Annotated in this window: 12 protein-coding genes and 1 CRISPR repeat array (1 of these 13 running past the window's edge); all 12 genes read right to left on the reverse strand. The window is 66.6% G+C overall.

The window, feature by feature from the left end:
- Positions 1–344: a CRISPR direct-repeat array (repeat unit 36 nt; unit sequence GTGCTCAACGCCTTTCGGCATCTCGGATGGGTTCGT) (it extends 2,929 nt beyond the left edge of the window).
- Positions 345–583: 239 nt separating this feature from the next.
- Entirely contained in the window at positions 584–892 is a 309-nt protein-coding gene (gene cas2, locus CKO41_RS08140) for a CRISPR-associated endonuclease Cas2 (protein WP_200249299.1), read from the reverse strand.
- On the reverse strand, positions 889–2,526 hold the full coding sequence (locus CKO41_RS08145; protein WP_200381791.1) for a type I-MYXAN CRISPR-associated endonuclease Cas4/Cas1: 1,638 nt from the start codon (positions 2,524–2,526) through the stop codon (positions 889–891). The genes cas2 and CKO41_RS08145 overlap by 4 nt, the downstream gene beginning before the upstream one ends.
- Before the next feature lie 38 nt (positions 2,527–2,564).
- Positions 2,565–3,248 carry a type I-MYXAN CRISPR-associated protein Cas5/Cmx5/DevS gene (gene cas5, locus CKO41_RS08150; RefSeq protein WP_200381792.1) on the reverse strand — a complete coding sequence of 228 codons (684 nt, stop codon included), beginning with the start codon at positions 3,246–3,248 and terminating at the stop codon, positions 2,565–2,567.
- Between the two features lie 7 nt (positions 3,249–3,255).
- Positions 3,256–4,188: a hypothetical protein gene (locus CKO41_RS08155; RefSeq protein WP_200381793.1), complete on the reverse strand. Its 933-nt coding sequence runs from the start codon at positions 4,186–4,188 to the stop codon at positions 3,256–3,258.
- A gap of 19 nt (positions 4,189–4,207) precedes the next feature.
- Complete coding sequence (gene cmx8, locus CKO41_RS08160; RefSeq protein WP_200381794.1) at positions 4,208–5,902, reverse strand: type I-MYXAN CRISPR-associated protein Cmx8; 1,695 nt, start codon at positions 5,900–5,902, stop codon at positions 4,208–4,210.
- Positions 5,899–8,268 carry a CRISPR-associated helicase Cas3' gene (gene cas3, locus CKO41_RS08165; protein WP_200381795.1) on the reverse strand — a complete coding sequence of 790 codons (2,370 nt, stop codon included), beginning with the start codon at positions 8,266–8,268 and terminating at the stop codon, positions 5,899–5,901. Before cas3 ends, cmx8 begins: the two co-directional genes overlap by 4 nt.
- Positions 8,265–8,885, reverse strand: coding sequence for a type I-MYXAN CRISPR-associated protein Cas6/Cmx6 (gene cas6, locus CKO41_RS08170; protein WP_200381796.1), 621 nt, complete (start codon positions 8,883–8,885; stop codon positions 8,265–8,267). Before cas6 ends, cas3 begins: the two co-directional genes overlap by 4 nt.
- A 579-nt stretch (positions 8,886–9,464) precedes the next feature.
- Positions 9,465–10,451, reverse strand: coding sequence for a helix-turn-helix transcriptional regulator (locus CKO41_RS08175; protein ID WP_200381797.1), 987 nt, complete (start codon positions 10,449–10,451; stop codon positions 9,465–9,467).
- Between the two features lie 61 nt (positions 10,452–10,512).
- A complete protein-coding gene (locus CKO41_RS08180) occupies positions 10,513–11,685 on the reverse strand; it encodes a class II fructose-bisphosphate aldolase (protein WP_200381798.1) in 1,173 nt (390 codons plus the stop codon).
- Between the two features lie 52 nt (positions 11,686–11,737).
- A complete protein-coding gene (locus CKO41_RS08185; protein WP_200249320.1) occupies positions 11,738–12,508 on the reverse strand; it encodes an HAD-IA family hydrolase in 771 nt (256 codons plus the stop codon).
- Positions 12,509–12,607: 99 nt separating this feature from the next.
- Positions 12,608–13,012 (reverse strand): type II toxin-antitoxin system VapC family toxin, encoded by a 405-nt coding sequence (locus tag CKO41_RS08190; protein ID WP_200249322.1) that lies wholly within the window; start codon positions 13,010–13,012, stop codon positions 12,608–12,610.
- Positions 13,013–13,020: 8 nt separating this feature from the next.
- Positions 13,021–13,242, reverse strand: a complete 222-nt coding sequence (locus CKO41_RS08195; RefSeq protein WP_200249324.1) for a hypothetical protein — start codon at positions 13,240–13,242, stop codon at positions 13,021–13,023.
- Between the last annotated feature and the right edge of the window lie 207 nt (positions 13,243–13,449).

The following is a 13,449-nucleotide window of genomic DNA, read 5'->3' on the forward strand; positions in this document are numbered from 1 at the left end:
AGGTTGTTCTTCTGGATGAAGTCGTGCTCAACGCCTTTCGGCATCTCGGATGGGTTCGTCACAGATGCCTTGGCCATCATTTCGGCCATCTGCATGTGCTCAACGCCTTTCGGCATCTCGGATGGGTTCGTACCTTGAGCAGCCGCCCCGTGCCATCGCTTACACGTGCTCAACGCCTTTCGGCATCTCGGATGGGTTCGTCGCCCACAGCCGGTAGTGTTCGCGCCGCTGGCGGAGGTGCTCAACGCCTTTCGGCATCTCGGATGGGTTCGTCTGGTCGCGGTCATGCGTCGTGTCTTGGTCTCGGTGTGCTCAACGCCTTTCGGCATCTCGGATGGGTTCGTCGCTGGGTTGTATCCCTTTGTCTATTCTCGTTGTCTTGGTCTCCCGCGCAGGCATCTGGAGTCGAGACACCGCACGTGCTACGAAAAAAGAGGTGCAGATCCTGATCGAGATTGAAGAACAGAGGCTTGCGTTCGCCATGGTTCGGTTTTGGGATGAATGGCTGGTAACTTTTTGTTTAAAAATCGATTGTCTTGTATTCTGCTGCGCGCCAGGTCGCTCCACCCGTCGGTGCTTGCCGTCACAGAATCTGGTAGCGCGGAGGATCGTGCGACCAGTCTTCAGCGCTGCCTTTGATCTTCACGCGGCCGGCGCAGCGTGGGCAGAGGTGGACGAACATCAGGTCGTCCTCGTCGGCGAGTTCGCGATGGAGTTCCCATCTTAAATGCTCCATCTCGGTCTTGGATAGACGGCAGCGAAAGAGAGAATATTGTATGCGCTCGCCCGAGCCCTTGAGGATCCTGTAGGCGCGCCGCCAACGCCGCGGATCGCGGATGTCATAGACGACCAGGTACCACCGTTTTTCGGCATGTTCGGCATCGTGGCTCATCCGCGCACCCGCATCCGTGCGAAGAGGCCGGGCGAGCCGCTCCACTCCTTCTCTAGTAGGCGCGCTTCCAATTCGATCGCGCGGGCGTAGCTCAGCGAATAGTCGAGTACGGGGTGTCGCCAATGCTCTTGCTTGCGTTCTTCGTACAGGCGGATTGCGAGTTTGCGGCCTTCTGCGGAGAGCCACACTTGCTGAGGTGCGATCGTGAAGTGTGCCTCGGCCCATTGACGGCGATTGATTGAGCCGACCAGTGGCATGTCCCAGAGCGTCGTGCGAAACAGCTCCATGAGGTCCAGCGCCAAGGGATATGCGGCGCTGCGCGGCGTGTGGAAAAACCCCAGCGCCGGATCGAGACCGACGCAGAGGATGGCCGCCATCACGTCACGGTAGAGCAGGCTGTAGCCGAAGCTCAGCGCGGCGTTGAACGGATCGCGCGGTGGTCGGCGGTTGCGTCCGGAAAAGGCCATCAGGGTCTGTTCCGGATCGAGCAGTTGGCGAAGTGCGGCGAAGTAGTGGCGGCCAGCCATGCCCTCGTGGCCGCGCCAGGCGGCGATGCCCTCATCGCGCTCGATGCCGCGCAGGGCTGCCTTCAGACCGTCGACCTGCTCGGAGATCTGTTCGGTTCGATTGCGGGCGCGGGCGCTGCGGAGCAAGAAGCGAAGCTGGTTCTCGACCTTGGCGGAGGCGAGGCGGCGGGTCAGCGATTCGCATCTGGCTTGGTCGAGCAGGCCGCGATACTGCCGCAGACGACGCTGCACGCCGCCGGGCGGGGCCATGGCGCCGATGTAGGTTCCGCCGGCGCTGAGCCAATGGATGGCGATATCACGGGATGCGGCGTACTGAATGAGCTGCGCGCTGATCTGTACGGCGCCGTGCAGGGCGATGGCGGCCAGGTCATGTGCCGGAAATCGTTGTTCGACGCCTTCATGGGGCGTGACGAGGATCTGTTCGCCGCGCTTGCCGATGCGGCTCCCGGCGTCTGTGACGTGCAGGATCAGGCGTTCGTCGTCGGGAGGGAACAGGCGCTTGGGTTTGGGCGCGTCTTCGTTTGGTTCGTCGAGCCCGAGCAGACGCTCTTCCTCGGGTAGGCAAATCGGCGCGAGGGAACAGCGCCCGCAAAGGTTTTCATTCTCGGCGATGGGCGGGCGATCGATCCGTGCCCGCAGTTCCGCCGCGCGGGCCAGCGCCGCGCGGAGTTCTCCAAGAGCGACCGTATCGATCGCTACGCGCACGGTCTTGTTGCTGGCGTGGTAGCGGATGCGGCCTTCCGGCACGGGACGTTCGAGGTGGTCGGCCAACAGGGCGGCGTAGGCGATGACCTGAAGTCTGTCGGAGGGCCAGGCGTCGTCGCCGCGGGCGCGCCCGCGTTTGTGCTCGAACGGGCAGACGGCGCCGTCTCGGTAGCGGACGTAATCGATCTTGCCCTTCAGGCCCCAGCGTTCGCTTTCGAGCGTCACGCTGCTCCATTCGCCCTCGGGGTCGATATCCGCGTGCAGGGTGCGGCCCGCATAGACGCGATGGTCGGCGACGCGGATCTCCTCCACCTCCTCCAGGTAGAACAGGCGCTCGCAGTAGGCGAGGGCGTGCAATGCCATGACCCGTGTTACGGGCCGATCGGCCTCCGTGGTCTGCATGTCGTGACCCCTCTCGATCCCTTTCGCGACGACATCGGTCAGTAGCCAACCGGCGTCCAGGCGGCGGCGGGTACTGTTTCCGTCTCCGTTGCTTGCATCCGGTACAGCCGACTGGTCGTGCGAGACATGTCGGCACGATCGATCGCGATCGTCAGGCGCATGGGCGATGTGTCGGTCTCGGGCGCGTCGTCTTCTTCGAGCGGCACGAGCCAGCGTGCCGGCAGGGGCTCGGCGAGCGGGTCGATTCGGCTGGGCAGGAAGTTGTTGTCGCCGAGAAACGGTAGCCCGTAACGCTTGGGTCCGCGCCCGGCGAGGCCGTCGTGGATCCGTTCGGACAGGGCGTCGTCGCCGCGCACCCCGATGAGTGCCCGCAGATCGGATAGGAAGGCTCGCCGCGCCGGCGCGATGTTGTACTTGCTGCCCTTGCAGGCCGGTGCATGGTCCTTGCCGCTGCTGCCGACCGGATAGTTGTGCAGTTGCTGGAACAGGCTGTGCTGGCCCGGCACGCGGCGTGCCCCGAGGGCGATCTCGAGGCGGGGTAGGTCGGTGCCGATCAGCGTCATCGCGGACTTGCCGTCGTCGCGGCGCATCTCGATGCCGGCGAGGTTGAGCAGCAGCCCGTAGGCGGCCGACGGCGTGATGAAAGGTGCCGTCGGCCGGAAACTGCCGGCCGTGAAGGTACGGAAGGCGGCGAAGGGGGCCTCGACGTTGAGCCAGAGCATGGTCGTGCTACTCGGTCGGCCCGGATAGGCCGGCCCGGTCGGCGACCGTCATCAGCAAGCGTTGCGGGCTGCGCTCCAGCGTGACGCCCTTGCCTGCCAGCGCACGTTGGGTCTCGGTATCGAGATCCTTGACGACTTGGCCGCCGAGGAGAAATTCGTTGCCGGGATAGTCGTCGGCCAGGATCCCGTCGACGATCTCCGGCAGCCGATGGGCGCCTTTGTCGTTTTCGAAGCCGTAGGTATCGAAACCAGCGACCAATTGCTCGGTGAGGCGGACGACGATCGAGGCCGGTGCCATCTCGAAGTAGCTGCGGGCGTGGTTGCCGGCGACGTCGTTCAGCTCACCGATCGCCCTCAGCAGCAGGCGTGTCCATTCGGGCCGGGTGGCGCAATCCTCGAGGTTCAGCGCGAACGGGTATTGGTAGGCGGTGTAGGCGGTCTCGCGGTGCAGGAGCTGGCTCTTGTCCGCGTTTCTCCAGGGGCTGTCGACCTGCGCGGGCGACTGCGTGAAGACCGAATCGTGGCGGTAGGGCTCCAGCGCGACGGCCATGTTCATGCGCAGGATCGAGTCCCGGCGGAATTGGAAGCGCTGCGGATCGCGTCCAGCCTCTTGGATCTCCGTCATGATCTTCGCACGATCCTTGCCACCGGCCGCGACCAGCCAGCCCATGAAGAAATCGTCGGCGAAACGATCCTGATCAGGGTAGTCGGTGAACCGGACTGCGAGCTGATCTTCGTCGCCGAGCCGCTCGCGATTGCAGGGCAGGCCGAGGCGTCGTAGGTGCTCGCGGATGGCGTTGCGGATCGCCTCCGGGCTGATGATCGCGTACTCCAGGTTGCCTTTCGTGATCTTTTGGATGACGGCTCGGTTCTCGGCCGATTCGCCGCGGTAGTTGGCGCTCGGGGCGGTGTAGGTCAGGACGGTGGCGAACAGGTTCATGACGGGGGCTCCTTGCGGTTCAATCGGCGGAAGAGGTGTCTGGCTCGCTGGCCGCGGCATCGGTGTCGTCGGCCTTCGGAGCGCTCCAAGAGTGGGCGGACAGCGCGAGCATGGCGAGCGTCTTGACCTTTTCGGGCTCGCGCATCAACGCCTCGGCCAGCAGGAGAAAATCATCCTCCTTGAGATGGAAGCCGACCGCGCACAGGGTGCCGGTGAAATATTCGGCGATGTCCTGGTCGCGCCGGCCGCGCAACGCGAGAAAGGCATTGGTGGCCACCTTCGGCTTCGCATCGCGGTACTTGGCGACCTCGGCCGGGGTGAGCTGCTTGAAGTCCTTGTCGCCCGGCAGTCCGGCGCGATCGCGGGTGCGCCGCTCTACATAGTTGCGAGCGACCCGGTAGATCAGGCGTTGCAGGGCCTTGTCTCGATCGTCTTCCGACATGGGTGTCTCCTGGGTGTTCAGATCAGCGATAACCGCTTCGAAGCAGCGGCGCACGTCGGTACCGAAGAAGCGCCCCCGCGGTGTCTGCGGGCCATGGACGAAGAGCTCGACGGCATAGCGGTCGAACAGGTCCAGGGCGCCGCTGTACCAAGGTCGGCCGCGCACCAGATTGCCGATCTGGAGCCGCTTGAACAGCGGATGCCTGTGGCGGTAGCGGCGGATCTCCTCGTAGCGGCCGAGCAGTCCGGGGTCTGGCGTCAGGCGCTCGGCGGCGAGCTGGCGGACGTTGTTGCCTTGTTTGTGCTGGTGGTAGAGCTCGACGGCGTGGAGGCTGAACCGCAGCTTGGTGCGCCCGACGCGGTGCCGCCCCAGGTGATACAGAAACTCGAGGCCCCCTTCCTCCGGGAGGTCGATCAGCGCGTCGGCCGGCCGATAGCCGATCTTGGCCGGATTCAACCCTTGCCAGTAGCGCGGCATCTCGTCGACGAATTCTTCGAGGTCGGCAACCTCGGGAACCGCGAAGAGGAAGCCCTGGTATTCCCAGCTACCCTTCCTCGGATCGAGCAGGCGCGGCACGAAGACCGGCGTGGCCCACTGCCAGAAGTGCAGCAGCAGGTTGTGTTCGATACGGCCGGTGAAGGCGACCTGTTCGGCATTGCGATCCTGAGCACCGATGAAGAGCGAGCCGGCGATGGACTCGATGACGTATTTGCCTTGGCCGCGCTGCGATTGCGCCTTGACTAGACCGCGCCAGAGCTTGTCGGCCAGCTTGTCGCGATCGGTGCCGCTCTGATAGATGCCGCGGGTCTTCGGCTGGGCGCGCAGCACGCTCCAGAGCATGCCCTGCCAGAGCTTGAACCAGCTGCTTTCCCTGCCTCCTTCGAGCCAGAAGGGAAGCACGGGGCATTGCGGCCGCAGCTCGCTGTACAGATAGGACTTGACGTTCTCCTGCTTGCCGTCGCGTTCGATCGTCTCGACCTTCTCATCCAGCGGGTCGCGGCCGCCGTACTTGCTGCGCGTCCAAACGTCCTCCAATGCCCCGGCATAGAGGTCCTCGAACAGGACGCCTAGCGAGTGTCGGTCGAAGCGGATCGTGGCGCCGAAGGGGCCGAGCCGCGTGATCTGTGGGGCATCGGCGACTTCGCGTCGTTCGAGGCTTCTCAGGTGCAGGAGCAGGCCGGCCAGGCCCGCCTTGTGCTGGGCCGTCGGTAGCTCGATGAGGTCGTAGTCGAGCAGCAGGGTCTGCTCGTCGGTCCGCGATTGCGTGCTCATTGGGTTGCGTCCTGCGTGGTCTCGAGCGGGTGCTTCAGGAAGCCGAGCTCGGGCGAGTAGTGGCTGGCCGGCGCACGCCGCAAGTGATGCGGTAGGCGCGGGTCCGGCTCCGCGAGGCCGCCATGGCGAGGCACCGGGACGACGAGCCCTTCGGCACCGGGTGACCAACGTTCGAGGTCGGCATCGAGCACGGCTGGGACGCTCGCGTCGTCGCCGTCGCGCAGCTCGCGGCTGCCACCCTTCGCCCAAGGGCCATCGTCGAGGAACGCGGTGAGGATGTCGCCCTCGGCCGGGTCGAGCCGGCTGTAGCGCTCGAGCAGCTCCTCTAGGTCGGCCTGGCTGGCCGCGCCTCGTTGTGCCAGCTCGGCAACGAACTCGCCCGCCGCGGCCAGCGTTTCGCGCTCGTAGGGACGATGGCCCTCTGGCATGTAGACACAGACCTGGCCGAGGGGGCGCCCCGTCCATTCATGTCGGTGGCAGCGGCCCATGCGCTGGATCAGGGCGGTGATCGGGGCCTGCTCGGTGATCAGGACGTCGGCATCCAGGTCCAGGCTCATCTCGCAGACTTGGGTCGTGATCGCGATCAGGCCGCCGGCCTCGTCGCGGCGCGCGCCGAAACGGCCGACGACCTCGCGGTGTCGGGCATTGCGGTCCATCAGTCGGAAGCGGCTGTGATAGCAGAGCGGTCGCAGCTCGGCGAGCGATCGCGCGAGTCGTTGGCAACGGTCGACGGTGTTCACGACCCACAACACGCGCTGGCCCGCCCGGACGGCCCCGATGGCGATCTCACGGGCGGGCACCTCATCATCGAGCGACAGGATTCGGTACCGCGGCGCCGACGCACGGGCTTCGAGGTCGGCGAACTCGCTGGTGGAGCGAGGATGGACGGCGAATCCGAGCGCTTCGAGCTGCCGGCGGCGTCGTTGGGGCAGGCTGGCGGTCATGCACAGCACCGGGAGATCGAAGGTCGCGAGGAATCGCGTGAGCGCTCCGAACAGCGCCGGGTCGAAGCTGTGCACCTCGTCGATGACGACGACGCTTTCCGCGAGCACGGGCAGCAGGCAGGTGCTCTTGTAGGCCTGCTGCATGAAGCCGAGGAACTGATCGACGGTGGCGCTGAAGAGGCGTTTGGGCCAGAAGCCGAGCGCGAACAGCCGCGCATCGGCCTCGTAGCTGCACTCGCTGCGCGGGTCGTCGGGGTTGTCGAACATGCCTTGCAGCTCGTTGGCCCCGGTCCCGCTCAGCAGGGTGGCGTCGTTGGCCTCCGGCGCATGCGAGACGTAATCCTTGAACCCCTCGGTGGCCGTCGCGCGGGTCGGGTAGAGGAACAGCGCATGGCGTGCCGGCCGACGGTCGAGCTGTGCGGCGACCCAGCGCCAGGCGGCCAGGGTCTTGCCGGTGCCGCAGCCCGCCAGCAGCAGCGCGCGGTGGGGCAGCGCCGCCGCCTGGTGCTGAAAGGGCTCATAACTGAAGGTGTAGCCGGGCTGTGACGCGCGGCGGCGCTCGGTGATCTCGCGGGCGCGGGGTTCCAGCACCTTGGCGTGGATGTCCTCGCCGCTGAGCGGGGTCGGTGGGAGGGCTTGGGCGATCCAGGATCCGATCTCCTCGTTGATACGCGGCAGTCCGGAGCCGGCGGCGTCCGCCACGATCAGCGCGGCCTTCAGCGCCGGCAGCGTGAGATCGGGCAACGAGCCGTCGCGGGTCCGCTGTCTCCGACCGAGCAGACGGAAACGTCGCCGCAGCGCCTCGACGGAAGCCGGGATGGACTCGCCCTGTCCGCCCTCGAAGCTCCAGATCGGTGGCGGTCGGGGCGGTTCGGGCAGCCGCAGCTGCGCGGCAACGGTCTTCAGCAGCTCGGCGAGGTGCTCCGGCTCGGCGATGCGCAGGCGGTTGCGCTCGGTGTGCGGATAGCGCTCGCCGAACGACGGATAACCGGCGAACCGGGGCGGATTGGGGTCGGCCTTCAGGTGGTGGCAGGCGACGGCACTGATGATCAGGTCGGGCTCCAGCGACGGGTTGGCGCCGAGCCAGGCGGTCACCGGCGGCCAGGCGAGCAGCAGCGCGCTGAAGTGCTCGTGGCGAACGATCTGGCGATCGCCCCCGTGCTGCATCGCGTCCTGAAAACCCTCGTTTGCCTTGCCGATGTCGTGCAGCCACGCGCAGGCGACCAGATGGGCGTGGAATCGCGCCCAGGCGTCGCCGTCGCCGAGGCGGAAGAACCGCGTCCAGGCCTCGGCGAGGCGGGTCGGCTCGTATGCGGTGCCGAACAACGCGATCGCAGCCTGGAACACATCCAGCGAATGGTCGGCCAGGGTCTTTCCCGCGCCTTCCCCTGGGATCCTCTTGGCGAGCAGTGCCACTGTCATCCCCTCCAAGGGACGAAGACGCCGCAGCCCATCTTGCGCCGGCCGCCGAGGCCGAGACTCTGCAAGCGCAGCGAGTCTTCGGCGGACAGCTCGCTGATCAGCAACGAGTGGCCGACGACTGTCTTGTCTTTGATCCGCAGGACGCGCCGTTTGCCGCGGGTGGGCTTGCCGGTGACCTCGATGGCATCGAGCTGGCGGCCGATCTCCGCATCGAAACGCTGGGCGTCCTCGCCGTTGCGCGTGGTGACGACATGCGCGTACAGGGCGACGGCCGGGTGCGGCAGCTGGGTCTGGGGTACGCCGATGGTGACCGGCTGCCCATCGATGTCGATGGTCTTGCCCGTCAGCAGGAGGGTGCGCGGGAGATCCACGGCGGACAGGCGCAGGCGCAGGCGGCTCCGCTCGTTGAGCTGCAGCTTGCCGGGGCGGAGGTAACGACCGCGGATCGAGAGGATCGCGACATCGGCAGCATCGTGAAGCCACGGGCCGACGCCGGGGACGGCGCTCAGCGCGGCATAGAGCGGGTAACCATGATCGACCGGGATGGTCTCGCCTTGGACCGGGAAGGCGCAGTCGATGGTTTGACTGCCTGTGGGGTCGCGAAGGTCGCGGGGCATCTGCACGCCTCCTTGTGGTGCTGAGATGAGAGAGTCGGCCTGCTTCGGTGGTGCCTGGACTGTGTTCCGATGATCTAACGTAGCACGGTGACTGGCTCACAGATTGAGCCGGTGGGATCGCCTTTCGGCATCATCGATCGTCTTTCTCTCGCAACCTCACCAAAAGTAGAGAGAGTCCAGTGCTCAACGCCGTATGGCATCGATGATGTGCATCACGCGAATCTTCCTAGTCGGCGGCGGCTCCGAACGCCACCGAGAGGACGAGGAACCAACGGAAGAACGCTCGGATCAGGCGCTTCCCGGAAAGACCCGCTCCGTGGACTTCGGTGCAGTCGATAGAGACCTGCTCTCGTGCTGCCCACTGTTGGGATCGGATTGCGCCGGTCGGGTGGTAGTCCGTGATGCAAGACCGCTCCCGGATCCGATTGATGCGGAGCGGACGATTGGGCTGGTCGTTCATGGCAAAAAACCCCGCGCTGTTCAGGTCGATCGCAACGATACGAACGCGGAGGCGATTTGTCAAATGTGGACTCTTTCGACTTTAGAAGACTCTCGGGGGCTGCGGGTCAGCAGCGCCCCTCAAGCGTTGTGGTGCACTTTCATCTTGCCAAATTCGTATTGCTGGGCAGCGCTCCGCAGCCGCTCGGCGATCGCGGCACGCAGCTCGGGCGGGGCCAGCACTTGGACGTCGGGTCCGTACTTGAGGATCTGCATCGTCAGTTCGCGGGGATCGGAGTAGGGGACTTGGAGCTGCCAGCAGCCCTGGTCCCAATAGCCGATCTGCTCGGGGTGCCAAGTCTCGTCGGCGACCCAGCGCGAGGCCGCGGCCGTGAAGCGCAGTACGGCCCAGGCCTCGGCGACGCCGGAGAAGATGCCGAAGCTGGCATTGAGAAATCGGTCGAGAACGGTGGCGTCGAGGGCCAGGGCCGGTCGTTCCGCGCGTTTGACCCGGCGGATGCGGTCCAGGGAGAAGGCCCGCAGGTCCTGGGCGGTCTCGCATTGAGCGATCAGGTACCAATTGTCGGCGTAACGCAGCAGGCGCTGTGGGTGGACGCTGCGACTGGTTTCTCGATCGCGCTCGCGGCCGTGATAGCGGATGTCGAGCACACGAGCGCGCAGCACCCCGTCGGCTACGACGGCAAAGCGTTCGGGGTCGCTCGGGCGTGGGGTCAGGGGGCGCAAGAGGATCCGTTCGACCACGGAGTCGGCGCTGTGGCCGCTGTGGGCGAGCAGCCCCCGGATGCGGTTGCGCAGCGGACCGATGTGCGGCGAGAGCAGGTCGGGCTGCATGCCGTGGAGCAGGTGTACGGTGGCGAGGAGCCCGAAGAGTTCGCTTTCGTTGAGCCAAAGGCCGGGCAACTCGAAGCTCGGCGCCTTGGGGTCGTAGCCGTGGGTGTTCGTCGTGCGATCGTAGCGGATCGGGGCGTGCATGAAGTCCTTCATGTACCCGATGTCGCGAACGACGGTTGCGCGGGAGACCTCGAGGGCCTCGATGAGCTGCTCCAGGGAGCGTGGCTTGTCCTTGAGCAGACCGTGGAGTCGGAAGATGCGTTCGGCGCGATTCATCGGCGCATCCTGTTTGCTGGCCGGCCGTTCTCGTCTTCCGGTCTCCCGGGGCGAGGGCGGGTCAGTCGCGCTCGAAGTCGATCGTGATGCGGTCGCCGGCGATCGGCCGGAAGCGTTCGTCGGCGAAGGCCTGGTGGGCCGGGTGGTGTTTGTAGGCGTCGATCACCGGCTCGCCGCAGAAGCGGATCAGCCAGCAGTGGCGGTAGCGGGCATCGGCGGTGACGGCGCGGCCGGTGGCCGCCTCGCGCACGCCGGGGAGCGCCCCGAGCGCCTCGCGGCCGGCCGCCTTCATCGCCGCGACCGCGTCGTCCTCGGCGGTCGCGTTGAAGAGGATCACGTGGTCGATCTCGCGCCAGGGGCGGCAGTGTGCGAGCAACTCGTCGGCACGCCCGGCGCCGCCGAAGAGGCGGATGACGCGTTCGGCCTCGGCCTGGATCGCGGCGCGGACCCGCTGCGTCAGCCGGGTGTAGCCGGCGCGCGGGTCGGCGGCTGCGGCCTCGCGGATGGCGTGTGCCGCGGCGTCGGCGAGCGCCGTGTAGTAGTTGATCTTGGCGACGCCCGAGGCGATCAGGCGGCCGAAGGCCGCGTCGCCGAGTCCGGTGCCGCCGTGGATCACGAGCGGGATCGGTGTGGCCGCGGCGATCGCCGCGAGTCGCTCGTAGTCGAGCCGGGGCTCGCCGCGCATCCGCCCGTGGACGGTGCCGACCGACACGGCGAGGCAGTCGACGCCGGTCGCGGCGACGAAGTCGGCGGCCTCCTCGGGGGTCGTGTAGACGACCTCGCCGGGATGGCGCTCGGCGTCCTCGCCCTCTTCGCCCGGTACGTAGCCGAGCTCGCCCTCGACGGTGACGCCGCAGGCCTTAGCCATCTCGGCCACGGTTCGGGTCAGGGCACGGTTCTCGTCTGGACCCAGGTGCGAGCCGTCGACCATCACGCCGTTGCAGCCCAGGCGGATCGCGCGCACCGCCGAATCCAGGCTGGCGCCGTGATCGAGGTGGATCGCGAGCGGCGCCGGCGAGCGCTGGCAGGCGGTGACGACGGCGGTCATCAGCAGTTCGAAGTCGTAGTGCTCGAAGTGCGATTCGGCGAGGCTGACGACGACGGGGGCGCGACAGGTCTCGGCCGCGGCGATGACGGCCTCCAGGAAGTCCAGGCTCACGACGTCGAGGGCCGCGACGGCATAGCCGTGGCCGCGGGCATGGACGAGCAGGTCGGTCATGTTCACAAGGGGCATCGGGTCTCTCCTCGAAGGCGGGCGGTCGGCGGATGCGGCGCGGTGCGGGCCGTCAGGCGGTGCTCGCGTGCCAGCGGGTCAGCAGATCGCGATCGACCCAGCCGCGCGCGTCGGCCCCGCCGGGCAGGGTGCCGGCAAGGAGTCGGAACGGGGCGTCGGGTTCGCCGAGGTCCGAGAGCACGGCCAGGCTGCCGGAGAAGTCGTCGCCGCGGCTCCAGCAGGATTCGGTGACGAGCGTCGCCAGGTCGGCGCCGCGCGCGGCGCGCACGCCGTTCTGCGAGTCCTCGATCGCGAGACAGCGCTCGGCCGGCAGGGCGAGCCGCGCCAGGACCCATTCGTAGATGGCCGGCGAGGGCTTCTTGTCGGCGGCGTGCTCGCCGGCCCCGATGACCTCGAAGGTGTCCCCCGGTAGGCCGCGCAGGCTGCCCTCGAGCAGGCTCGCGACATTGGCGAGCGAGGTCGTCGTCGCGATCGCGAGGCGGATCCCGGCGCCGTGCAGCTCCTCGATCAGGCGTCGTACCCCGGGGCGGGGCGCGATGCTGCCGCTCGCGACCATCTCGGCGTAGCGCTCGGTCTTGCGCCTGTGCAGGGCGGCGATCCGCGCCTCGGCGTCCGGTGCTTCGAGCCACTGCGGAGCCGCGCTCTGGCAGTAGTGGTGGATGCGTTCCCGGCCGCCGGCGACGGCCAGCAGCCGCCGATAGAGCGCCGGGTCCCAGTCCCAGGGCAGGCCGAACTCCTGGAACGTCGCGTTGAAGGCCTGTCGATGGGCCTCTTCCGTATTGGCCAGGGTCCCATCGACATCGAAGATGACGGCTTCGAGCATGCGTTGTCCTCTCGTGTGGGCGCCGGCCGGAATGGGCTGCGGCGCACCATGGTCTCTTCTCTTCGTGTGGTTAGCGGTCAGTGCGCGACCGTGTGAGGATCAGCCGTCGGCGACGGCGTTCAGAAACTGCATCTGCACGAAGTGCGCGTCGAAGCCGGCGAAATGGCGGATGCGATTCGCCGCCATGAGCACGAAGCTCGTGCAGTCGGTGACGCTGAAGTCCTTGTCGTTGTATTGGCGGAATAAATCGATTGCTCGCTTTTTCGTTGTCTTGTCGACCTCGAGTACGTCGATTGTGCTGGTCTGCACCTTGTCCAGGAAACGCAAGGCCAGATCGTGCCGGCCGAGCGAGCAATTGAGGTAAGTCAGGGTCTCGAAGAGGACGAAATCCGACACGAAAGGCCGAAATGTGCTGAGCAGATGGCCCAATCGGCCAGTGGCAGCCTGATGATTCCTGTCGCGGCGATCCAGTAGCGCGATCCAGAAACCCGTGTCGATGAACAAGCCGTGCCTCATTTCGTGCGCCCGATCATGTACCGGTCGTGCTCGACGGAGCCGTCTTCCCGCGCGGAGATGATGCCGATGAGCTCGTCGAACGCGGACGAGTCGCCCGCTTCGGTGGTCGGCTTAAGCTCCTCGAGCACGGTCACGATGACCCGGGCGCGCTGGATCTCGGGTATGTCCTCGAGCAGCGTGACCTTGCCGTTTTCGTAGATCGCGTTGACTGACAGCATTCCGTCCTCCGAGTTTCGGGTGGGAACAGTGATCGGCGCAGTAGAGACCGAACGCGGCGCAACGGTCAACGCGGTCGATGACGGATGGTCGGCCCGGGGGCGCGAGGCCTGGTCCGTCAGTCGCTGAGAGGTCCAGCGCACTCGCCCCATGGATCGGGCCGTTAGCAACGACTCAAGAACAACCGGCGCATCTTCTTTTGAACTACG

This window comes from Thiococcus pfennigii (genome assembly GCF_016583835.1).
GTDB lineage: Bacteria > Pseudomonadota > Gammaproteobacteria > Chromatiales > Chromatiaceae > Thiococcus > Thiococcus pfennigii.